The organism is Nocardia sp. NPDC050175, from assembly GCF_044459885.1.
In the GTDB taxonomy this organism is placed as follows: domain Bacteria; phylum Actinomycetota; class Actinomycetes; order Mycobacteriales; family Mycobacteriaceae; genus Nocardia.
In genome coordinates this window covers 190,583-211,971 of record NZ_JBITJI010000005.1, presented here as the reverse complement: position 1 = coordinate 211,971, position 21,389 = coordinate 190,583, and the positions used below count along the sequence as shown (strand labels likewise).

General features: G+C 63.5%; 21 protein-coding genes. 15 read left to right on the top strand and 6 right to left on the bottom strand.

Going from position 1 to position 21,389, the window contains the following annotated elements; all coding sequences use genetic code 11:
* Positions 1-326 precede the first annotated feature (326 nt).
* From ACIBK2_RS18730 to ACIBK2_RS18720, 3 genes are read left to right on the top strand one after another with little or no spacing between them, the layout of a single operon-like run.
* Positions 327-1,169, top strand: coding sequence for a phosphatidate cytidylyltransferase (locus tag ACIBK2_RS18730; RefSeq protein ID WP_396969221.1), 843 nt, complete (start codon positions 327-329; stop codon positions 1,167-1,169).
* 52 nt (positions 1,170-1,221) lie between these two features.
* A complete protein-coding gene (locus ACIBK2_RS18725; RefSeq protein WP_396968795.1) occupies positions 1,222-1,902 on the top strand; it encodes a hypothetical protein in 681 nt (226 codons plus the stop codon).
* Entirely contained in the window at positions 1,899-2,630 is a 732-nt protein-coding gene (locus ACIBK2_RS18720) for a hypothetical protein (RefSeq protein ID WP_396968794.1), read from the top strand. The genes ACIBK2_RS18725 and ACIBK2_RS18720 overlap by 4 nt, the downstream gene beginning before the upstream one ends.
* Positions 2,631-2,675: 45 nt before the next feature.
* On the opposite strand, the gene ACIBK2_RS18715 is transcribed toward ACIBK2_RS18720, so the two are convergent.
* Positions 2,676-3,050: a lipopolysaccharide assembly LapA domain-containing protein gene (locus tag ACIBK2_RS18715; protein ID WP_396968793.1), complete on the bottom strand. Its 375-nt coding sequence runs from the start codon at positions 3,048-3,050 to the stop codon at positions 2,676-2,678.
* Positions 3,051-3,176: 126 nt separating this feature from the next.
* Here ACIBK2_RS18715 and rlmN point away from each other — a divergent pair, with 126 nt between their 5' ends.
* Entirely contained in the window at positions 3,177-4,286 is a 1,110-nt protein-coding gene (rlmN, locus tag ACIBK2_RS18710) for a 23S rRNA (adenine(2503)-C(2))-methyltransferase RlmN (RefSeq protein ID WP_396968792.1), read from the top strand.
* Between the two features lie 32 nt (positions 4,287-4,318).
* Here the strand turns inward: rlmN and ACIBK2_RS18705 are convergent, their stop codons facing one another.
* Complete coding sequence (locus tag ACIBK2_RS18705; RefSeq protein ID WP_396968791.1) at positions 4,319-4,948, bottom strand: nucleotidyl transferase AbiEii/AbiGii toxin family protein; 630 nt, start codon at positions 4,946-4,948, stop codon at positions 4,319-4,321.
* Positions 4,949-4,976: 28 nt separating this feature from the next.
* Complete coding sequence (locus tag ACIBK2_RS18700; protein ID WP_396968790.1) at positions 4,977-5,318, bottom strand: hypothetical protein; 342 nt, start codon at positions 5,316-5,318, stop codon at positions 4,977-4,979.
* Positions 5,319-5,700: 382 nt separating this feature from the next.
* Between ACIBK2_RS18700 and ACIBK2_RS18695 the strand changes: the two genes are divergently transcribed.
* From ACIBK2_RS18695 to ACIBK2_RS18675, 5 genes are all read left to right on the top strand, one after another.
* The gene (locus ACIBK2_RS18695) at positions 5,701-6,402 is read left to right on the top strand and encodes a Crp/Fnr family transcriptional regulator (RefSeq protein WP_396968789.1); all 702 of its coding nucleotides are present in this window, start codon (positions 5,701-5,703) and stop codon (positions 6,400-6,402) included.
* Positions 6,403-6,528: 126 nt separating this feature from the next.
* A complete protein-coding gene (locus tag ACIBK2_RS18690) occupies positions 6,529-7,305 on the top strand; it encodes a hypothetical protein (RefSeq protein WP_396968788.1) in 777 nt (258 codons plus the stop codon).
* Positions 7,302-9,572 carry a hypothetical protein gene (locus tag ACIBK2_RS18685; protein WP_396968787.1) on the top strand — a complete coding sequence of 757 codons (2,271 nt, stop codon included), beginning with the start codon at positions 7,302-7,304 and terminating at the stop codon, positions 9,570-9,572. Before ACIBK2_RS18690 ends, ACIBK2_RS18685 begins: the two co-directional genes overlap by 4 nt.
* 84 nt (positions 9,573-9,656) lie before the next feature.
* The gene (locus ACIBK2_RS18680) at positions 9,657-10,661 is read left to right on the top strand and encodes a hypothetical protein (RefSeq protein WP_396968786.1); all 1,005 of its coding nucleotides are present in this window, start codon (positions 9,657-9,659) and stop codon (positions 10,659-10,661) included.
* A gap of 122 nt (positions 10,662-10,783) precedes the next feature.
* Positions 10,784-11,254, top strand: coding sequence for a Pycsar system effector family protein (locus ACIBK2_RS18675; RefSeq protein ID WP_396968785.1), 471 nt, complete (start codon positions 10,784-10,786; stop codon positions 11,252-11,254).
* 244 nt (positions 11,255-11,498) lie between these two features.
* On the opposite strand, the gene ACIBK2_RS18670 is transcribed toward ACIBK2_RS18675, so the two are convergent.
* Positions 11,499-11,813 (bottom strand): hypothetical protein, encoded by a 315-nt coding sequence (locus ACIBK2_RS18670; protein WP_396968784.1) that lies wholly within the window; start codon positions 11,811-11,813, stop codon positions 11,499-11,501.
* A gap of 412 nt (positions 11,814-12,225) precedes the next feature.
* On the opposite strand from ACIBK2_RS18670, the gene ACIBK2_RS18665 reads away from it, so the two are divergent.
* Positions 12,226-12,564, top strand: a complete 339-nt coding sequence (locus ACIBK2_RS18665) for a DUF397 domain-containing protein (protein ID WP_396968783.1) — start codon at positions 12,226-12,228, stop codon at positions 12,562-12,564.
* Between the two features lie 75 nt (positions 12,565-12,639).
* The gene (locus ACIBK2_RS18660) at positions 12,640-13,536 is read left to right on the top strand and encodes a helix-turn-helix domain-containing protein (RefSeq protein WP_396968782.1); all 897 of its coding nucleotides are present in this window, start codon (positions 12,640-12,642) and stop codon (positions 13,534-13,536) included.
* A 49-nt stretch (positions 13,537-13,585) separates the two neighbouring features.
* On the opposite strand, the gene ACIBK2_RS18655 is transcribed toward ACIBK2_RS18660, so the two are convergent.
* Positions 13,586-14,386 (bottom strand): SAM-dependent methyltransferase, encoded by an 801-nt coding sequence (locus tag ACIBK2_RS18655; RefSeq protein ID WP_396968781.1) that lies wholly within the window; start codon positions 14,384-14,386, stop codon positions 13,586-13,588.
* 455 nt (positions 14,387-14,841) lie between these two features.
* Between ACIBK2_RS18655 and ACIBK2_RS18650 the strand changes: the two genes are divergently transcribed.
* The 4 genes from ACIBK2_RS18650 (at position 14,842) to ACIBK2_RS18635 (ending at position 19,816) form a co-directional block, all read left to right on the top strand.
* Positions 14,842-15,483: an Rv3235 family protein gene (locus tag ACIBK2_RS18650; protein WP_396968780.1), complete on the top strand. Its 642-nt coding sequence runs from the start codon at positions 14,842-14,844 to the stop codon at positions 15,481-15,483.
* Positions 15,480-17,153, top strand: coding sequence for a cytochrome P450 (locus ACIBK2_RS18645; protein WP_396968779.1), 1,674 nt, complete (start codon positions 15,480-15,482; stop codon positions 17,151-17,153). The genes ACIBK2_RS18650 and ACIBK2_RS18645 overlap by 4 nt, the downstream gene beginning before the upstream one ends.
* A 237-nt stretch (positions 17,154-17,390) precedes the next feature.
* Positions 17,391-18,695 (top strand): cytochrome P450, encoded by a 1,305-nt coding sequence (locus tag ACIBK2_RS18640; RefSeq protein ID WP_396968778.1) that lies wholly within the window; start codon positions 17,391-17,393, stop codon positions 18,693-18,695.
* Between the two features lie 335 nt (positions 18,696-19,030).
* Positions 19,031-19,816, top strand: a complete 786-nt coding sequence (locus tag ACIBK2_RS18635; protein ID WP_396968777.1) for an SAM-dependent methyltransferase — start codon at positions 19,031-19,033, stop codon at positions 19,814-19,816.
* Positions 19,817-19,820: 4 nt separating this feature from the next.
* On the opposite strand, the gene ACIBK2_RS18630 is transcribed toward ACIBK2_RS18635, so the two are convergent.
* Positions 19,821-21,245, bottom strand: a complete 1,425-nt coding sequence (locus ACIBK2_RS18630; RefSeq protein ID WP_396968776.1) for an ATP-binding protein — start codon at positions 21,243-21,245, stop codon at positions 19,821-19,823.
* Positions 21,246-21,389: the final 144 nt, after the last annotated feature.

Below are 21,389 nucleotides of genomic sequence, written 5' to 3'. Positions count from 1 at the left end.
ACGACGAGTTGAGCGACGGGACAATCGTGGCCGAGAACGCCGCCGCGACCGGTGCGGCTGAGGAGCCGAGGCCGGTGAACGGCACAGCTGAGACGAGGCAAGAGCGCGTGCGCGATGCGGAAGCGTCGAGTTACGAGCCTTTAGCCTCGGCTGTGGCGTCCGATCACGACGCTCCGGCCACCGATGGTGTTTCGTCGTTGGGCGCGCACGATGGTGCTGCGCCGTCCAGCGTGTCCTCTTGGGGACCTGATGCGGTGATCACCGAGCAGGCTGTTCCGGCTGTCTCCGCTGCTGAGCACGACCCCGAGGCACATGGTCCCAACGCGGTGCTCGCTGCCGCTCCGGCGTCCGGTTCCCGCGCGGGCCGGAATCTGCCCGCGGCGCTCGCCGTCGGTTTCGGGCTCGGCCTCTCACTCATCGCGATCCTGCTGTTCGTGCCGAAGGTGTTCATCGGTGTCGTCGGAGTCGCGGTCGGCGTCGCCACCTGGGAGGTCGCCAAACGGCTTCGCGAAGCCGACGTGCTGGTGCCGCGGATTCCGCTCATCATCGGCGGCCAGGCCGTGTTCTGGCTCGGCTGGCCCTACGGTGCGAGCGGCGTTGCCGGTGCCTTCGCGGCCACCGCGCTGACCTGCATGGTGTGGCGCCTCTTCGACCACGGACTGCAAACCGCACCGCGAAACTTCCTGCGCGACACCGCCATTGCCATCTTCACGCTGGCCTGGATCCCGCTGCTCGCCTCGTTCGCGACGCTGCTGCTGCTCGAACCGGACGGCAACCTGCGGGTGCTGACCTTCATGATCCTGGTCGTCTGCTCCGACGTAGGCGGTTACGTCGCCGGGGTGCTGTTCGGCAGGCATCCGATGGTGCCGTCGATCAGCCCGAAGAAGTCCTGGGAGGGCTTCGGCGGCTCCCTCGTCTTCAGCGTCATCGGCGGCCTGCTCACCGTCACCCTGCTGCTCGACGCCAACTCGATGATCGGCGTCGTCCTCGGCATCGGCCTCGTCCTGGTAGCCACCTGCGGCGACCTGATCGAATCCCAGATCAAACGCGAACTCGGCATCAAGGACATGGGCACCCTGCTCCCCGGCCACGGCGGCATCATGGACCGCCTCGACTCCATGCTCCCCTCCGCCTTCGTCTCCTGGCTCGTCCTCAGCACCCTCCTCTGACCAGGCACTATAAATTCTTGCCAGTCTCTCTATAAGAATTTATACTCGCAAGATGTCCGAGACCAGGCTGTCGCGCGCTGAGATCGCTGTGCTGTCGTTCCTCCTCGGCAGCCCGGCTCCCCAACGTCAGGTCGGCATCGCGGGAGCCACCGGCGTGACGCAGGCGCGAGTCTCACAAATCCTGTCTGCCGCCGATGCGCTCGGCTGGACGGAGCGGGCCACGGACGGCTGGCAGGTTCGGCGTCCACGTGAGCTGTTCGAACGCCTCGTCGCCACTCGCCCACCCAAGGTGGACGTCGTCGAGGCCTGGTACAGCCTCGACACCATGTCGCGACAGATCGAACTCGCGTTGGAACACGCATCCGCTCAACGAGTTTCGCTCCAGGTCTGCGGCGACTGGGCGGCGGATCGGGTAGCGCCGTGGCGTATCCCGGACATCGTCTATCTGCATGCCGACGCGCGTGTGGAGCTGGAAACGGCCGGTTTCGTCCCGGTCGAAACGGGTCCCGCCGATGCGACCGTCGTGGTGACCGTCGGCAAGATCGCGCCAGGACTACACCTCGACCCGGCGATCGCCACGGCGATGGGCGGGCCTCCTGCGCAAGCGTGGCCGCTCGCACCCATCACCGAGATAGCCCGGCATGTCCTCGCCGGCGACGGGCCCGACGCTGCCGAGGCCGTAGCCGAGCTCGAACAGCGGTTCCTCAGCGCACGCAGCGAGCTCGTCGCATGATCGAACTGGAGATCGAGAGCAGTTCGCGGGCCGAGGACGGTGCCTATCTGGCGCTGGCCGATGCCGCCGCCGCGGCGACCGCGCTGGATTCGTGGGCAGTGGTCGGCGGCCACATGGTCAATCTCCATGTGCTGCGCAGCGGCGTCTCGATTCCGTTGCGCGCGACCAGAGATGCCGATCTCGCCGTAGAACTGGTCACCATTCGAGACGGTGCCCTGCTGGATCGATTGCGCGGCATGGGCTATGACAATCCGCGGGCCGGCAACCGGTTCGAACGTTCGGTCGGTGGCACCGCCGCGACGATCGACCTGCTCGCGCCCTCGTTCACCAACCGGCACGTCCCCGATCTCGACGCGGGACCGATCGCCGTCGACGGCATCCCCGCGCTGCACGTGGCGCTGGCGCGTACGCCGGCGTGGATCGCCCTCAGCGCCACACTGATCGACAGCACCCGGGTGTCCGCCCGAATCGCGATCCCGGACATCGCGACCGCCCTCTGCCTCAAGGTCTTCGCTTACGCACAGCGACTCGCGCCGCGTGATGCCGAAGACATCGGGCGGCTGCTGGAGTGTGGATATGCCGACCGGGCATCCTGGCCCAGCGGAACCACCTTCACCGAAGCACTCGACCTGTTGCGGGAGTACTTCGACAAGCCGGGACACGCGCTGCGGAAGTGGACCGGAAATCCGGCACGCATCCGTGCCCTTGTTCGTGCGCTTACTCCTTGACGGTCCAGCGGTGCCGCCTGTCTGATGCCCCGAACCTACTCGCGACTACTTCTTCGCGGCGCGACGCAGTTGGAGGATGCGGACGCCGCCGACCAGGGCCATGACCAGCGCGCCGCCGATTACCGACAGTAGGACGGCGACGCCGAGTGGCAGGGAGAAGTGCCAGAAGAACAGGCTGACGTCGACCTGGTCGAGGTTCTGCAGGATGAAGACCAGCAGCACGATCAGGATCAGTGCGCCTGCGATCAGGCCGATCCAGGTGTTGCCGGTGCGCGAGGACAGCGACTGGCGGTGCTTGGCGGCGGGGACCGCCGGTGGGGTGGTGGTGGCGGGCGGCCCGGCTGCCGGGGGAGCCGTGGTGATCGGCTCGTCCGGGAAGGCCGGTTCGGGATCCGGCAGGTGGTCAGCATTGGTGGACATATCCCGATCATTGCCCACTGCTATGACAGTTACACGTATTTCCCGGCAACGAACTGGTCATGTCGGAGGCGCCAGCGCACGGGCGAGTGTGCGGCCTATTCGCCCAGATGGGAGAATGGAGGAACTATGACCGTCTCCCTGCCCCTCGTTTTCGATGCTCCGCGCCGTGGCATGCCGCCCCGGCACCTCGCCGACCTCGACGCCGAGGGCAGGCGGGCGGCCATCGAGGAGCTCGGATTGCCGAAGTTCCGCGCCGACCAGATCGCCCGCCAGTACTACGGCAGGCTGCAGGCCGACCCGGAACAGATGACCGACTTGCCCGCGCCGGTGCGCGAAAAGATCGGCGCGGCGTTGTTCCCGCCGCTGATGTCGGTCGTCAAGCACGTCGCCTGCGATGCGGGCGAGACGCGAAAGACCTTGTGGCGCGCGGGCGACGGCACCCTCCTGGAAAGCGTCCTCATGCGCTACCCGGACCGCGCCACCCTCTGCATCTCCAGCCAAGCAGGCTGCGGCATGGCCTGCCCGTTCTGCGCGACCGGCCAGGGCGGTCTGAACCGCAACCTGTCCACCGCTGAAATCGTCGACCAGGTCCGCGCCGCGGCCGCCGCCATGCGCGACGGCGAGGTCGCCGGCGGCCCCGGCCGCCTGTCCAACATCGTCTTCATGGGCATGGGCGAACCCCTGGCCAACTACAAGCGAGTAGTCGCCGCGGTCCGCCGCATCACCTCCCCGTCCCCCGACGGCTTCGGCATCTCCCAGCGCAACGTCGTCGTCTCCACCGTCGGCCTGGCCCCCGCCATCCGCAAACTCGCCGACGAAAACCTCTCGGTTACCCTCGCCGTCTCCCTGCACACCCCCGACGACGAACTCCGCGACACCCTCGTCCCGGTCAACAACCGCTGGCCGATCTCCGAGGTCCTCGACGCCGCCCGCTACTACGCCGACAAGTCCGGCCGCCGAGTCTCCATCGAGTACGCGCTGATCCGCGACATCAACGACCAGCCATGGCGCGCGGACCTGCTCGGGCAGAAGCTGCACAAGGCGCTGGGCTCACGCGTGCACGTCAACGTGATCCCGCTGAACCCGACCCCGGGCAGCAAGTGGGATGCCAGCCCGAAACCCGTTGAGGCCGAGTTCGTTCGGCGCGTTAATGCGCAGGGTGTGCCGTGTACCGTCCGCGACACCCGCGGCCAGGAAATCGCCGCTGCCTGCGGGCAGCTCGCTGCCGAAGGCTAGATTGCCGCGTCAGCGTGCGGTCCGGGCTGTTCCTACTCGGCCAAGAGTTCCTGTCGCCAGTCAGCGAATCGTCGCCGCATGAGGGTAATGAGATCGAGCGGGATCGCGTACTCCGCGAATGCGTCGTCGGTGATCTGGCTGAGTGCGCCAAGTGCGTCAGCGAACATTCGAGGGGTGAAGCCGTTGTCTGCGTTCCCGGCGAGTTCGAGCAGTCGATCGCGGCTGTAGTGGCCGCTGGTGATCGCGGCGTCGATGTCGAGGAAATCTCGGGGAAGTGCTCGCCCGTAGAGTGCGCACATCTTGTTGGCGACGGCATCGTCGGGATGCAGGACCGGTCCGATGTCGAGCAGGACCGGAGGGTGCGCTCGCCAGTCGGCCGACAGCTCCAGTTTGTCTGCGCTGGCGTTGGATTCGGTGGGTGAGGAGACCAGGAGACGTGCGAATGTGTCGCCGTTCATTGTCGTGTCGACAACGTATCCGTGTTGTTCGAGGGCGGCGATGACGGCCTTGACTGCTCCGGGAAAGTCCGCTCGGCGGTGCCAGTCGGTGAACAGGTCGACGTCGCCGCTGGGACGGTTGCCCATGCCGTGGGCACGGATGGCGTAGCCGCCAGCGAGGGCGAAGCCGTGATTGCCGGCTACCGCGAGTGCGATTTCTGCCAACTTGCGATGGCGTGGTTCCACTGGATACCTACGCCGAGGCCAGTCGGCTGAGTTGCGCGAGTTCGGGGAACCGGTTTTCCCAGGCGCGCTTGATCTGCAGGGGAAGCCACATGTAGGACCAGAGCCGTTTGAGAACTGCTTCGTTGAGGTAGGAGTTCAGGTCGGTTGGGTTGGCGGCTTCGTTGATCACTGTGCGGTAGAGGTCGACGATTCTGCCGGGACGGTCCAGGTCGTATTCGGCGTGGCCGGACCAGTCGAGATGCGACGGGAGATTGACGATGCCACTGGTCGGGCCGGTAAGGAGGTGCAGATCCTCGGGCACAGCGACAGGCTTGTGGTACCTCGGCTGGTCGTTTGTTGGTTCTGGCATCTTCCCTCCCTATTGGCATGTTGCTCGCCTGGTCAGCTTACCGTCGGCGTCCGACGGACGGTGTGGGACGACGCGCACGTATTTCCGCAGGTCAACTCGTTTGTAGGAAGGTAGTTACGGGCGAACCCTTGGCCAACTACAAGCTTGGGCAGATGCTGCACAAGGCGTTGGGCTCGTGAGTGCACGTCAGTGTCATCCCGCTGAACCCTGCTTTCGTGGCAGTACTGGAAAGCACTCCAACGTTGTTGATCTGCAGTATCTTTCACAGGCAAGGTGTCCGCGACGGCGTCGTGGTGCGGAACGGCGGGGCGGATTCGCAGAGTGCTTCTTGAACGTGTTTGTTGAAGACTCGGCGATAGGAGTTGTCGGGGAGGAGTTCACCATGGACAGCTCGACGTGGCCCGTTGGCACCCTGATGGCTCGGCTGACCACGGAATCTGGCCGTGACCTGCTCGGATTGGCGAGACCGCAGCGGTTTCCGGTGGGTACTGTCTTGATCAGCCAGGGTGATCTGCGGAACCATGTTTTGTTACTGAGGTCTCATGATCCGGCGCGGTCGGCCTGCGTGAAGATCACCGCTGCTTCTCGCAGTGGCCAGCAAGGTCTGCTCGGTATCAGGGTCAGTGGCGATGTGGTGGGGGAACTCGCGGCACTGCGTGGCACGCCACGCATGGCGACGGTGACCACTTGCACCGATGCGGTCGTGCACACCATCGCGCAACGCGACTTCCTCGATTTCCTCAACAGCCGCGCCGACGGGTGGGAGGCGTTGTGCCGAATGATCGCGGATCGACTTGACTGGGCAAACCGCCGCCGCCTCGACTTCGCAGGATATGAGGTACCGATCCGATTGGCCAGGGTGCTGCTCGAACTTGCTGAACAGTATGGCAAGGCGGTCGCGGGCGGTTACGAGCTCGGCGTTCGGCTTTCCCAGACGGAGCTCGGCGCGCTCATCGGGGCACGTGAGGACACCATTAGTTCGGCTTTACGGCAGCTACGTGCACGGGGCCTGGTATCCACGGCGTACCGCGCCGTCACGATTACTGACCTCGAGCTTTTGCGGGCTTACGCCGACGACTTCTGAACTTCGCAGCAGAGTCCTGATTTATCCGGGGTCTCGGTATGCGAACCATGTCACGCTCGGAGTGTTCATGCGAGTGCGGCAGTGCGGAACCGCCTTCGGCGCATCAGTTGAGGAAGGACGGCGGCCTTGGCCAGGAATACAGAATTCAGTCTGCGAGTACTGCTTTCAGTGGACGCGGTCGGTTACGGGGCCGGTGACGATCAGCGTCATCGAGCAATCCAGACCGGTCTACTTGCTGTACTGGACCGTGCCGCTGCCCAGGCAGGACTCGATAGGTCCGAATGGGCGAAGCAACAAGCCGGGGACGGGGAACTGGCGATTCTGCCTGCCGATCAGTCCGATCGAGAGCCGGTAATCGTTGATGACTTTGTCCGGGAGTTGAGCGCAGCGCTCGCACGGCACAACGAAGATCTGAAGGACGAGGCGCGACTGCGCTTGCGCCTCGCAATACATTTTGGCGCTGCGGCTCCCGGGGCCAACGGGTATGTGGGGAAGGGGGTCGTCGTTGTTTCTCGCCTAGTCGAGTGCACCCAGATCAAGAATGCGCTGCGCGTGATGCGCACAGCGAACTTGGCGGTGATTATCTCTGCTCAGGTGTTCAACGACGTGGTGGTGCCGAGATACACCGCACTTCCCAGGACTGCGTTTCGTGAAGTGCCGGTCCGGCATAAGGAGTTCGCCGAATCAGCGTACCTACTCCTGCCTGGATATGACATGTCAGCCGTCGAGTTCCCGCCGATGGAAGGCGACGAGGATCCGGGTGCCACCGAGACCCAAGCCGGTAGTGGGTCGCCCGAGCCCGGACCATCGTCCGGCGGTAGACAAGCCACTGTGTCGACAACGGTCAACGGTAACGTCGCGATGCCGCACGGCGTCATCGGAATGGTGTGGAACGAGCGATGACCGACTCCGAGGAAAAGGTTGCGGAAGCCGTTCCGGATCCTTCGCACAGCGAGCAACCTGTCGGTGCCGAGAGTCCGCAGCCTGCTGGGAAAATGGCGAACAGCGATACGTCTGCTGAGTCGCCGTCCACACCCGAATCGCCGGCAGCGAGTCCAGGGGGCGACGCCTCCGATGACAAGCCACCGAAGCATGATTCGAATCGTAGTTCGGAAAAGCGCACGGTCTACTTCAACCAGTACTTCAACGGCACGGTCCAAGCGTCCGGTTCTCGGTTCGGCGTCTCGGACCCGTCAGCCACTCCGGGGCCATTGACAGGGAAGCTCAACAACTCTGATATCGAAGATCTCGCCCTGGGGTATGTCCGGCCGAAAGCATTCAGCAATGCATTCGAGGCGTTACAGCGCGCTCACGCCATCGTGCTCGAAGGTCCGTCCGGCATCGGGAAACGGGCCGGTGCAACGATGCTATTGCGTGAACTGGCGAGTGGTCCTTTGATCGCGCTGCCGCCGACGATGTCGGCGAAACAGCTTGCTACCTATGACTACGAGGTAGGCAGAGGATACCTGGTGACCGATAGCGAACACACCGGCCGCCGGGCGGACTCCGAGCACGAGTGGCATGCCGTTCGCGATCAGGTCTGTGATGGCGGCGCTTGGTTGGTGGTGACCGGACCGGTGACCACCGGACGAGACTCGGAGTTCGTTCCCAGAGTCGGTTGGCAGCGCCCGGATACGCGTGCTGTTCTCAGGGCTTGGCTGGGGTCGAGTGACATCACCGATGCCGAGTTCGATGTGAAGATCGCCGAGATCGAGTCATGGGTGCCTTCCGAGTTCGCTTTCGCGGACCTGCGGCAGATCGTGGTGCTGAGCGGAGATGGGGCCGAGCCGATGGTACTGAGTGAGGTGTTCGATGAAGGTGCCCATCAACGGGTGATCGAATGGTTCGACACGGTCGGGCAGGCCTCGCGACGAAATCTGTTGACCGTCACTGTCGCTGCTTTTCTCGGCCGTTGCGGGCAGCGCACATTCGAATCGTGCTTGATTGAGTTAGAGCAACGCTTCGCGCACACTGAGGCGAAATCGGATGATAAGCCCGAGTCGTCCTCTCAGCGCGCCGACTCGTCTCCTCAGCGCGTCGATACAATCCCGGAACTTCGCAGCGCCATGCTCGATGACAAAGCCCTGCTGCATCTCTCGGTCGAATCAGGCATCACACCACGGTCCTTCGTCGACTTCCGAGAAAGCAGGTACCGGGAGCATGTCATCGCAGAGTTATGGCTACGGATGGATGTCGCTTTCTGGAACACGGTGCGTGATTGGTTGTGCCATACCCTATCTGGCTCCCCGGAAGGTGACGCGACTCTGCACGAGCGCACGATCGCGGAAGCCCTGCTGATGCTCGCAAGCATCTCCTTCGATGAGGTCGCTGATGCCTATCTCGAACCTTGGTCGCGTGGCGAGCATGGTTTTGCCTGCCGGGATATGGCGATCTTCCTGCTTTGGGATATGTGTGCGGGCACGGTGTTAGCGCCTGCCGCACTGCAGATCGCGGTGCGTTGGGCCGAATCAGGCACTGCCCTCCAGAAGTGGACCGCTGCGTTTGCCTTGAGCGGTGTCCTCGGAGTCCGGTACCCCGAGGAAGCGACTCGACAGTTGTGGCGGTTGATCGTTCGAAGCGGCAACCAAGACGCGGTAGAACGATGCCAAGTAATGGCAGAACTGTTCGCGAGGTTGGCAACGCGGTCCCCGCAGGCGGACACGGTTCTAGTCTTTCTCGAGAGCAAGCACCGCGATGCGCGGCTAGGTCCGAGGAGTCGGTTGCTGGTCGAATGCGCGATTGCTGAGACGCTTGCGGTTCAAGACGGGGTCACGGAGCGATCGGCTGTATTCGGCCACCTGAACAATACCCCAGGCGGACTGGAACCGGTCGTTCGACTATGGGCTATTACACTGCGCGGCAGTGTCTTTAGAAAAGGGGCGCTCGACGCACTGCTCGACGGCCTCCGCGATCTCACCGAGATCTGCACGGAACCCGAGCAAACCGCCCGGGCGCTCGCCGCGGAGTTCACTCGGATACTGCCGACGCGTGAACGCCGAATGCTCGCACACAACCTCGCGTTCCGTCACCGGCAGCGCATCGCTGTGGTCTCGAAGCGGCGGGCCATCCGGCATACCACAGTGTCCGCAAAGGTGGCTCAGCGCGAAGTGCGCGTCGCTGAGTTGGTGCGAATCATGTTGACACTATTGACAATTGACCACGTGGATTGAGGTATTGAGATGCGATATCCGATTCTCGACCAACGGCATCTCGACAGGGTTCCCCGGCGAGCGTTGCGCCGAAGGGTACGTGAAATGAAGGATCTACCGAGACCGAGTGCGCATCAGGTCCTGGTCTATCGAGCCAACGGTGAGTTCTTTGTTGACAAAGGGGAGATGAGGGCATCGGATAGTGTCGTAGTGGCGGCGACGCACGTTAGTCTCGTCGATATCAGCCTGCATGCCCCGGTTGTCGTCGAGATCGTGGTACCGGCCGCCGACGCAACGACTTTCACCATTCAGGTCACCTACGAGTGTACGGTCACGGATCCGATACTGGTCGTGCAGCACGGCCGAGCGGATGCCCGCTCCTTCTTGGAGGGGCATCTCCGTGCGAATCAGCGGATCTCCGAGCTCGCTCATGGCCATACCTTTGCCGAGATCAACACGGTGCGCAGGAAACTCAATGCGTGGCTCCTTGATGACGCCGTGCATAACCCACCGGTGGAACCGGGCATCGAAATCAGGGTGTCGAGCGTCGAAGTGCTGATGCCGTCCGAATTGACGTTCTTCGAGCGCAGGCGACGAGAAATTTGGCAATCGACGATCCTGGCGGCAGAACGTGCGAGCCTTGTCTACTCGCTGACAAGCACACTTGAAGCTCATGGTCTGGAAAGACGAGAGTTGCGCCAGCAGCGCGAGCGGAAACTGGAAGCGGGACTGCGTGGCTCACACCTGGACGAGGTCGAGAAACACCTCGAAAAGCTGGGAGCAGGACCACAATCCGCGCTCTATTTGGCGTATATCAGCGGGGAACTGACATCGGAAGAGCTCGCGACCCGGTTGCGGGACGACGCGGACCGGGACGAGACGCGTCGACGGGAGGCGGCGAAACATGCTGTGACTGAATACGTCAGTGTGCTGAAGGAGTGGTTCAGCCGCGGTGGGGCCGACTATGTGAACGTCGATCCGGACAAATTGGACGGCCTGATCAACCGGCTGATCGACGACACAACGGCAGCGATTCACGTGCTTCCGTTCGACGAACAGCTCGAGGAGATCCAGGCAGGATTGTCGGATGACGGCGATGAAGCGGACTGAAATCGATGAAGGGAATATGGAGTCCGATGCGAAGATCAGTGGCCGATAGATGGCGCATCACGCTGCGGCGGATGAATGGAGGCCGAGACGGTCTCGAGAATTCTTGGAAGACACTGGACTTGGTGCTCCTACTGATCAAGCATGCCGAAACCAAAGCGATAGCCACGCTTGCCGCGGCAGGAGTTCTCGGCCAGATACTCTTCGTCGTGGTCCAACCACGAGCTGGAGAGGTCATCGTCGTGGTTCTCGTTGTGGCCTGCGTCAGTGCGTTATTCGTTGTCGGGTCCGGTATCTGTGCGGCGTGCGTGCTGTGGCCACGGTTGAAGTCCGGCGACGCACCGCTCAACCTGCTCTATTTCGGAGGTTTCGCGGCGGATCGTGGTATCACCCGGGACAGGTACATACGAGCGATATCGGAGCTGAGTTGGCGGCCAGATGATTTCATCGAGCAACTGGCGGAACAGGTTTGGGTGAACGCGGAAGTGGCACGGCGCAAGTATCGGTTCGCCAATCTCGCTGTTGGGTGTCTGCTTATTGCGTTACCGGGGTTGGCATTGACAGCGTTCCTGTCTGTACTGCTGGGGCGGGCCTAGCGGAGGTCGGTTGGGTGCGCCGAGGGCAGGTGATGACGGCCGTGACCGCTCCGGGAAAGTCCGCTCGGCGGCGCCAGTCGGGCAACCGGTCGACGTCGCCGCTGGCGCGTTACCCATTCCGTGGGTGAGATCCTCGACGCCGCTCGTTATTACGCCGGCAATTCCGGCCGCCGCGTCTCCTTCGCCGCATACGGACAGTTGGCAGCCGAAGGCTAGTGGCCCGTTCGTGCAGGTTGCGGATTCGTCAGGCGTCGCCTGAGGCTGCGGGGAGCTCGCTGGTATCGAACAGGGTTGTCCAGAACTCGTGTTGTACGGCGTTCCACAGGTCTTGATGCTGCGGTAGCTTTTCCCGCGCGTCGGCGAGATCCAGTGAGGATGTGTCGAAGACGATCGTTCCGGGCTGCGCCAGCGGTAGCGGTTTGTCCGGCCATTCGACCGCAGGGCCCGGGTCACTGAACAGTGTTATCCGCAGAATCCATGGGCGTCGCTGAATCAGTTGCCAGTCAGCGGCTTTCCGTCCGTCGGCCGTTGTGGTTGTGCGTAGTCCTCTGCGTCTCATCGCAATTCCCCCGGTCGGTGATGCTTCCCGATGCCGGGGGAAACGCCACCCCGGCATCGGGAAGATTCGTGCGCTGACCTGCGGGCCGCGAGCGCGCAGGCACTCGGCAGGTCGGCTGAGGGACACGTGGTTGTCGATGCGGAATCCGAACTCGCTTGTCCGCCAGCATAAGTGGCGCAGCTTTCGCGCCCAGAGTGTCTCGACCACGCTCGGGCATTCGCCAGCACCGCGACTTGGCGGCAGTGCGCGCGCGGATGGGCATCGGTCCTCGGGACAGGAAGCGAGTCGCCTGCCTGTTCGTCGAGACGATCCATGCCGTGTGTCCTTCTGTGGTGCAACAGCGTTCGGCCGCCCACGCCGCACTCCCATGGAGCGATAGGGGCGATCACAGTGTTTCAGACACCGCGCGCAGATGCAACGGCACCTGCGCCTGCACCTGCGAACGCACGTACATCTGCACGTGCGTTGGTGTGTACAGTGTTTGGGGAGTGGCGTTAACCAGAAAGTCGAGAGTGTCATGTCGGAGAGAACTGCGGCGCACGAGCTACCTTCGAGCGAAATCGCCTGGCGGAAGAGCTCATACAGTGGTCCGCACGGCAATTGTGTTGAGGTGGCACAGCTTTCGGCCGATCGGATCGGAGTGCGCAATTCGCGGTACCCACAAGGAACGGTGCTGACGTTTGCCCGTGCGGAGTTCGATGCGTTGGTTGGGGCGATCAAGCACGGCAGCCTCGATAGCCTGATGCTGTAAAGTATTTCGTTGGCGTGGCTACTGTGACGTGGCTCCCACGCGCATCGGCGGCGACACAACATCGGAGACGACTTGATGGCAATCAGGCCGGAACAGGCAAGTCCTGTGGTACCGGAGCTCTCCGCCGCAAGGGGACCGACGGTTTTGCGGATCGCGCTCGGCGGCCAACTGCGCAAGCTCCGTGAAGAGTGCGATATCAGTCGGCGCGTCGCCGGTGAAGCACTGCGGGCGTCCGAAACCAAAATCACGCGTATGGAGCTGGGGCAGACCGGGTTCAAGGAACGTGACATGGGGGACTTGCTCACGTTGTACGGGGTGCTCGACCTGGACGAGCGTGAGCGCTTCCTGGACTTGGCCCAACAGGCGAACCAGCCCGGCTGGTGGCATCGCTACAGTGACCTGCTCCCCTCCTGGTTCGAAACGTACGTCGGCCTGGAGCAGGCCGCCCAGCGCATCCGAATCTACGAAACCCATTACATCCCGGGCCTTTTCCAGACCGCCGACTACGCCCGATACATCTTCGGGCTCGACTCGGCGCAGGAAGCGCAGCGCTTGGTCGACCTGCGGATGCGACGGCAGCGGATCCTGACTCGCGAACCGGACGCACCGGCGGTGTGGGCGGTCGTCGATGAGCATGTGCTGCGCCGGCAACCCCCGAACCCTCGGATTGCCCGCGATCAGCTGGAGCATCTCCTCGAGCTGATCGAGCGGCCGAACATCACCCTGCAGGTGCTGCCGGAGACGGCTGGTCCCACTCCGGCCGAAGGCGGCTCGTTCAGCATGCTTCGTTTCCCCGAATCGGAGCTGCCCGACATCGTCTACCTCGAACAGCTCACGGGCGCACTTTATCTGGACAAGAGATCGGATCTGCAGCACTACCGGCAGCTGATGGACGTCCTGAGTGCGGTCTATGCCGCACCACCGGAAGAGACACCCGCCGTGCTGAAGAAGCTTCTCGCGGCCCTGCCGTGACGACCGGCGGCGCACCGCGCGCTGGAGTTACGCGCGCGGGCCGCCGAGGTCAGGGTTTGCGCGCGATCGCGCCGATCATGAGGCGTTCGGCGATGGTCAGCTTGTCGCGGACGATGCGGTCCGGGCGCCATTGCGGCAGGTAAACCAATCCGGGGTCGACCATCTCGAGGCCGTCGAACAAGGCTGCGACTTCGTCGTGCGTGCGGAAGCGGCCGGTGCCGAGGAAGGTGAGGAACGTCTTTTCGAGTTCACGAGCCTCGGGACCCGAATCGCAGAAGTGGGTCAGGAACAGGTAGCTGCCCGACGGCACCGCATCCATATACGCGTCGACGATGCCTTTTGGGTCCTCGTCGTCGTGCAGGTGATGCAGCATGCCCACCAGCATCACCGCCACCGGTTCGGTGAAGTCGATCAGTTTCTGGACCCGGGGCGAAGCCAACACCGCCGCCGAGTCGCGCAGATCGGCCGTTTCCACGTTGGTGAGTCCATTGGTGGCCAACAGGGCTCGCCCGTGCGCCAACACGATCGGGTCGATGTCGACGTAGACCACCCGCGCGTTCGGGTCGACGCTCTGGGCGACCTGGTGGGTGTTCTCCATTGTCGGCAATCCCGCACCGAGATCCAGGAACTGCCGGATCCCGGCTTCGCCGGTCAGGTATCGCACACCGCGGCCCAGGATCGCCCGGTTGTACCAGGCGAGTTCGCCGATCTGGGGCATGGTCTCCCGAAGCCGATCAGCCACTGCTTGATCGACATCGTAATTGTCCTTGCCGCCCAACACCGCGTCATAGGCCCGCGCGATACTGGGCCTGCTCAGGTCGATCCCTTCCGGCACTTCAGGATTGGCCACAACCCCCACCTCTCTCAATGTGCGGCCCAGCGGGTCGCGATCGGACACCACAGCTGGTAGTCCGGAACCGATCATGCTGCTGCTCAACAACATTAGCACCGTGCTTCTGGGGCGGTGGCTTAGCACACAGGCACGCCAATCTATGGGCAACGCCCGGAATGTGTTGCGGATGTGTCGAAGTCGCAGAAGGCGGCGAGTATGGATTCGCCAGAAGCCGGAGGAGTTCGCCAAGTAGATCTGCGCGCCACGGCTGGTCGTTGATGTCTCGGATGAGTGGCGTACTCGATCCAGGTACGTCGGCCGGTGCTGCCCCGTCAGGAGTGCAGTCCTTAGGAGTGCAGTCCTAAGGACTGAGGGAATCGGATGACGACGAAGCCAGAGCACATGCGGTGTCGGCTTCAGCGGTGCGCTTCGTGAGCGCGCTGATCAGGACTCGGACGGGCTCGCCCAGTTGTATGGCCGAACATGAGTGGTCGCTTGGTAGGTGGACGGGGATCGGTGTGCGTGGGATGCTTTCGCGATCCGATCGCGGGGGACGCGACGTGGGCGTAGGGGGATTCGAAGTGGATGGATTTGTCGCGCCGTCACCGGTGCCGAATATCGAGCCGCCACCGGCGGACTATCGGCGATGTGCGGGGGTGGCGGGCTTGCGTGCGGGCCCGTCTTGTCACCCTCGACCGACAGCGCACGGCGACCGGTGTCGGCGGGCCGACCGGACTGATCCGTGTCGCGCGCCGCGCCCAGGGCAGGTCGGGTCGCGGCTGATCGATGAATCAGATAGCGATGCAAGGCAATTCGCGCGTCGTGCGTTGCGACTCGCGCTCGAGGTGCTCGATCGCCGCCGACCGGTCGCACACCTCGACACCATGGCCGACGCGTCGGTGGTGTCGGCGGTAGGCACGTTGGTCAGTGGCGGTTTGGTGCCGGGCCGCGCGATAGGCGTGGCGATACTGACCCGAGTCGACGTCGTGATGGTCAACGATGTCGCGGCGGAACTGTTCGCCGCGTACGACCGCGGGCACCGCCATTTCGCACTGGCCGCACGCATTACCCGCACTCGCGGCGGCTGGCGCCTGGCTGCCATCCGAGTACGGTGACCAGAAATTGCCTCCCGGACGCGCGCAGCACCTCTGAAGAGTTCCGGACTGGTCGAGCCCAGCTCGCGGGAGAGGCTTGGGACATCCAGCCCGCAGTCCTGGCCGAGCAGACTCGCCGCCTCGGAGTCAAGGACGGTCGTGTCGGGCGAGGGTACAGGGCCGATGCATGCCGGCGGAGAAGCCTGTGTCCGCTTGTCAGGGTCACCTCCCAGGATTCATCGAGGGCTAGATTCGGAAGCGGGCTTGCTTGCGCCTGGATCCGTATCGTGTGTTCCGCGATCGAAGGGAAATATCGCGCTGTGAACGAGTTTCCGTACCCGCCTGGCAGACTTCCCGTGCTCGGTGACGTGTTGTCGATGAACCCTCGTAAGCCGGTTCAGTCGATGGCCAAGCTTTCGGAGAAGGTCGGCCCGATCTACGAGTTGCGGTTCGGTCCGATGCGGATGGTAGTCGTCAACAGCGCGGACCTCGTTGACGTGGTGCAATCGGAATCCCTGTGGGAGAAGGAGTTCGGGCCGCCGATCCGGCGTCTGCGGAAAGTGGTACCCACCGGGCTGATTGCCGCGGCCACCGAGGATCCGCAGTGGGGGGCCGCGCACCGCGTACTCGTGCCGGGGTTCACTCGTGAGGCGATGCGTGGGTATCACGCCGTGATGGTGCAGGTGGTCGGCGAGCTGATACGAAGGTGGGAATGCAGCAGCGATTCCGTCGATGTAGTGGGCGAAATGAATTCCATGGCACTGGAAGTCATCGCCCGCGCGGGATTCGGGCACAGCTTCACGAAGCTTGACCAGCCGTCCGCCGAGCATCGACTACCGGTCGTGAAACTGATGCTCGACGTGCTCCGGTATGCCAGTCGACCGGTCTCGATCAAGTTCCTGGATGCGACGATCGGTCGATTCGCCCTGCGCCGCCACCAGCGCGACGTCGCGAAGCTGCGGCGCATTGCAGATGACATGATCGATAATTGCCGGACGGCTGCCGCCGAACCCCCAAATCTTCTGCAGCGCATGATGGAAATCTCGGATCCGACCACCGGGCAACGACTGTCGCGGACGGTCGTGCGGGACCAGGTACTCACCTTTCTGATTGCCGGCAACGAAACAAGTGCAGGCACATTGACTTTCGCGCTCCACGCGCTGGGGAGCCGGCCCGACATCGTCGAACGGGTGCGCCAGGAGGTCAACACCGTCGCCGGTGGCGACCCGACGACACTCTCTTACGAGCAAGTGCCGAAGCTTCAGTATCTACGTCAAGTAGTCGACGAGACTCTACGATTGTGGCCGGTTGCGGGCGGATACTTCCGGCGCCCCAAACAGGACACACACCTGGGCGATTACTACATTCGGCGCGGCGAATGGGTGTATGTGAATCTCCTCGCCGTCCATCGTGACAAACGCGCGTGGGGACCCGACGCCGACCGGTTCGATCCGGATCGGTTCGCCCCGGACGCAACCCCGCGGCGCACGGCGGGAGCGTACAAGCCATTCGGTATCGGATTGCGTTCGTGCATAGGGCGCCAGTTCGCTATCCACGAAATCGTCCTGACCCTGGCGCACGTGCTGTGCGCGTTCGACCTGGAGCCGGATCCGAAGTATCAACTCGAGGTCGATGAGCTCGTAACTCTGAAGCCCGCTGGACTCAGGATGCGGTTGCGCTCCCGGAATTAGATCCCAGCCCCGGGAGGTGTGCTGGGTTTTGTCAGATCGCGCTGACACTTGGTGTAGCACGCGGTGATCCGAACCCAATTGGTCAGCGGTTCAGCAGGTTTCGGTGCGAGAGGGCGGAAAACTGGAACCTGTTGCGGTTTTTGTTGCATGATCGTCTGTGGCGGGGTTGACCCCTTGCTGCAGGGGAGGGCACCACTGTGCGCGCCTGTGCCGATCGAGACAAGCAGGGGCTCGCAGATGACCACCTCGCATAATTCGCCGCCGCGGGTGCAGTTGCCCGGTGATTTCTTCCGCCGCGCGTACGAGATCTATCCGAGCTTGCGGGAAGCCGGCGGCGTCCATGAGGTGACGTTCCCCGGTGGTGGCACCGCGATCCTGGTCACCGATTACAAGCTGGCCCGCCAGGCGCTGGGCGAGGAGAGCCTGCGGAAGAATCCCGCCGCGACCACCAGCCCCGAGGTCAAGGAGTTCGCTGAGCTCACGTTGCCTGCGCTTGCGCTGGGGGAGCGACTGCCGTGGTCGGATCCGCCCGAGCACACTCGCCTGCGGGCGCTGGTGGCCGACGCGTTCACGCCCCGGACCGTGGCGGCACTCCAGCCGCGTGTGCAGGAGATCGCCGAGCAACTGCTCATCGACCTCGCCCCGGCCGAGGAGCCGGTCGATCTGCTACCCACGTACGCCACACCGCTACCGGTGCAGGTGATCTGCGAAATCCTCGGTGTGCCGGCCAGTGATCACCAGCAATTCGGCGAATGGGTGCAGACGATGTTGCTGTCCCAGAGCCCGGGTCTGGAACGCGCTCGCGCAAGCAAGAAGTTCGCCCACTACCTGATGGAGCAGGTGCGTCACCGTCGACAGCGAGCCGACCTGGCGTGCTGGACACCGGATGACCCGTTGCCGGCAGACCTGCTCGGCACGTTGATCATTCGCTGTGATGCTGCGGTCGCAACGGACCCCGCGACTGCCGGGCTGCCGACCGCCGACCAGATCACCGCGGCCGATCGCGCAATCGCAACGAACACCACCGTGCTCCTGGCCGCCGGGTACGAAACCACCCGCGGGCTGATCGCCAACAGCATCATGCTCCTGACACCCGGGATCCGCGACGAACTTATTGCGGACCCGGATCGCATCGACGCCTATGTCGAGGAGGTGCTTCGCATCCTGAGCCCAGGACCGTTCGCCACCATGCGATACACCACGGCCCCATTGCTGTTGGGGCAGGTGGAGATTCCGCCGGGCCGGGTCGTCATCGTGGGGCTCGGCGCGGCCAACACCGACCCCGCGGTTTTCGACGACCCCCTGCACGTGCACTTGGCCGACCGCACCGGCCCGATCCACCTCGCATTCGGCCTCGGCATGCACTACTGCATCGGTGCACGACTGGCCCGACTCGAAGGACAAGTGGCACTGCGGGCCCTGCTCGCGCGCTACCCAGATTTCTGCCTCGCCGCCGCCCCCGCCACCCTCCCGTTGACCGAGTCGATTCTCACCGCAGCTCCGCAGTACCTACCGGTCCGGCTCACTCCCTCTCGAGTTTGAGCTCATGCCGCACTATCGTTCGGCGCCGATGAGCCGACCACTACCGCCAGGTTGCCTGGATCAGCGGCGCGGCAGTCAGAGATTGCGCCGAAAACTACAGGTAAGGAATCCATAACTGCGTTTGCGGTACGAAAAGTAAGCTATGGCCGGCCGTCTGCTCACCGGCATGTCAAGGCGTTGTGTTTCCGACCGCGGCCGCCCAACGCTCCAGAATCCGTTACCGTGGCATGCGTTTGGGCTGGCCGTTGAAGGCTGAGTGTCGTGCCTATCCTGCGTGAACGCCCAGGCTGGCCCCTACCGCCTTGCTAGGATCGGCGCGCTACCGAGGAGGTGGGGTGTCGGACTTCAGGCGGGAGCCGATGGGGGTCGATCCGTATAAGCCGAGTTCGGCGCGGATCTACAACTACATGCTTGGTGGCAAGGACTACTACGACGCGGATCTGGAGTTCGCCGAGCGGGTGCTGAAGGTTGCGCCGGACTCGAAGGCGTTGGCGCAGATGAGCCGTCGGTTTTTGCTGCGGGGTGTCAGGGTGGCCGCCGACGCAGGCGTCAAGCAGTTCATAGATATCGGTGCGGGGATCCCGGTATCACCGTCTGTCCACGACGTAGCTTGCAAGATCGACCCGTCTGCGCGGGTGGTCTCAATCGATTTCGACCCTGTTGTTTTCGCGCACGCCACCGTGTCGAGTTCGTCCGGCGATACGCCGATGTTGGCCGACCTCCGGCAACCCGACACGATCATCGACCGGCTGGCCGCAGAAGGGCTGATCGACTTCGCACAGCCGGTCGCGTTTCTGATCGTCGGCGTCCTGCATTTCATCATGGACGACGAACATCCTGCCGAGATCATCGCCCGATTGCGTGCCGTCATGGCTTCGGGCAGCTACCTGATCGTCACCCATGCCTCGACTGACTCCGACGCGAACTTCATCAGACAGGCCATGTCAGCGACCAAAGGCAGTTCAGCCGTTCCGGCGCTGCGCTCGCGCGCCGAAATCGCGTCCCACTTGGACGGATTCGACATTCTCGATCCCGGATTGGCGCCTATCCAGGACTGGCTCGACGATGACTCACCCGCCACGTGTGTAGAGATCCTGGGCTGCATCTGTCTGAAGTCCTAGATCTTCAACCTCGCGGTTCCCATGCCTGAAGTAGGTCAGCAGGTGTGAACACTGCGTCGAGATGTCCGGTTGTCACGCCGGATCGGGTGACAGCGATCAGTGGGACCGGTTCATCGGTGACTCGATAGCGGTGACGCTGGAGTTCGCTCAAGTCGTGGTTGTCGAACGGTGAATTCTCCAGCCACTTGATTGAACCTAAGAAGTAAAGCTCATGTGCGACGGGCTCTCTGTCCGCGCCAACGATGTCGATTTCCACATCGTTGCTTCGCGTCCAGTATCCACCGATGGCAGGGGCTGCCGGGATGCCGTGCGCCGGTAACAGGCGCGCCAGTGATTCCCGGACCAGCGGTTCCACGGCGCGGCCACGCCAGCTTGTCCACCCGCGGTGAATTCGCTCGAGCGTGAGGTCGGGGCGCATGCGGTCCAATTCGGCGAGGTTCGGGCCGAGGAACGTCAGCCAAAAGCGCAGGTACGGGTCAGTTATCCGGTACCGGCGTTCCTTGGACGGCGTGAGGCTGATCGGCAGCTCCGCCGCGACGATGCCTTTGTCGGTCAACAGTTCCGTAGCACGGGACAGTGTGGAATGTGCGATGCCGCCAGCAGCCCTGGCGACGTTCGTGAATGTGCGCTCGCCGCTGCCGATCGCCGCCAAGACGTGCCGGGCTTGGGTTTGATCCGGGAATTCGGCGGCCAGCGACAGTTGCGCGGAAACGACCAACGGGCTCACCGGATCGGCGAGCTCTCGGGAAAGGAACTCCCAAATATCTTCGCCTGAATGCCAGCGCGCGCAGATGACGGGCAGCCCCCCTGTCACCAGGGTGGCGTCGAAGGCGGCCGCCGGTTCCAGGCCGGTCATCGTAGCTACGTCGTTGGGGTTGAGCGGGCCGAGTCGCATCTCGGTGCCGCGCTGGTGGAATGGTCGTCCGTATGAGGTGAGTGCGTGCATCATCGCGAGATCGGAGCCGATGAGGATCAGTAGCACCGGCTTGCGTGACAGTTCACGATCCCAGGTTCGCTGCAGAACACTCTCGAACGCCCCGGCGGGGTCCATCAAATACGGCAGTTCGTCCATCACGACGACACACGGATGGTCGTCGGGCAGAATGCTCGCGAGTAGACGGAACGCGGCCGTCCAGTTGCCGGGTACAGCCTCGGCGAATACCTCGGCGTCTGGCAAAGAGGAGCTGCGCACGGCGTCGACGAACTCCGTCAATGGGTCAGTGCCGAACCCGATCTCACTGGTGTGAAAGACGTTCGGCACTCGGCGCCGATGCACGAACTCTTCCACTAACGCAGACTTTCCGATTCTGCGTCGTCCACGCAGAATCAGGCAACGCCCCGGCTTTGCCGTGCCGATTTCTGCCTCTACCCCGGTCAGCGCGGCGTCAAGAGTGTTCAGTTCGCGCTGACGTCCGATGAAGTCGACCACGCGACGCCTCCCCGGCATTGACTTCCGTTAGAGATACTATCGCGTTCGATAGTATCTCAGGCGATACCTTCGTGGCGGGTTTGAAGTCATACTCGTCGGTCGTGGGGTGCTATGACCTGATCCAGCGACGAGCAGATCGTCGCG

What these genes read in the sequence shown, in the direction of transcription:
- ACIBK2_RS18725 (WP_396968795.1), top strand. Translation starts at nt 1,222, where the DNA reads ATGTCCGAGACCAGGCTGTCGCGCGCTGAGATCGCTGTGCTGTCGTTC.
- ACIBK2_RS18720 (WP_396968794.1), top strand. Translation starts at nt 1,899, where the DNA reads ATGATCGAACTGGAGATCGAGAGCAGTTCGCGGGCCGAGGACGGTGCC.
- ACIBK2_RS18715 (WP_396968793.1), bottom strand. Translation starts at nt 3,050, where the DNA reads ATGTCCACCAATGCTGACCACCTGCCGGATCCCGAACCGGCCTTCCCG.
- rlmN (WP_396968792.1), top strand. Translation starts at nt 3,177, where the DNA reads ATGACCGTCTCCCTGCCCCTCGTTTTCGATGCTCCGCGCCGTGGCATG.
- ACIBK2_RS18700 (WP_396968790.1), bottom strand. Translation starts at nt 5,318, where the DNA reads ATGCCAGAACCAACAAACGACCAGCCGAGGTACCACAAGCCTGTCGCT.
- ACIBK2_RS18695 (WP_396968789.1), top strand. Translation starts at nt 5,701, where the DNA reads ATGGACAGCTCGACGTGGCCCGTTGGCACCCTGATGGCTCGGCTGACC.
- ACIBK2_RS18685 (WP_396968787.1), top strand. Translation starts at nt 7,302, where the DNA reads ATGACCGACTCCGAGGAAAAGGTTGCGGAAGCCGTTCCGGATCCTTCG.
- ACIBK2_RS18680 (WP_396968786.1), top strand. Translation starts at nt 9,657, where the DNA reads ATGAAGGATCTACCGAGACCGAGTGCGCATCAGGTCCTGGTCTATCGA.
- ACIBK2_RS18670 (WP_396968784.1), bottom strand. Translation starts at nt 11,813, where the DNA reads ATGAGACGCAGAGGACTACGCACAACCACAACGGCCGACGGACGGAAA.
- ACIBK2_RS18665 (WP_396968783.1), top strand. Translation starts at nt 12,226, where the DNA reads ATGCAACGGCACCTGCGCCTGCACCTGCGAACGCACGTACATCTGCAC.
- ACIBK2_RS18660 (WP_396968782.1), top strand. Translation starts at nt 12,640, where the DNA reads ATGGCAATCAGGCCGGAACAGGCAAGTCCTGTGGTACCGGAGCTCTCC.
- ACIBK2_RS18650 (WP_396968780.1), top strand. Translation starts at nt 14,842, where the DNA reads ATGGCCGAACATGAGTGGTCGCTTGGTAGGTGGACGGGGATCGGTGTG.
- ACIBK2_RS18640 (WP_396968778.1), top strand. Translation starts at nt 17,391, where the DNA reads ATGACCACCTCGCATAATTCGCCGCCGCGGGTGCAGTTGCCCGGTGAT.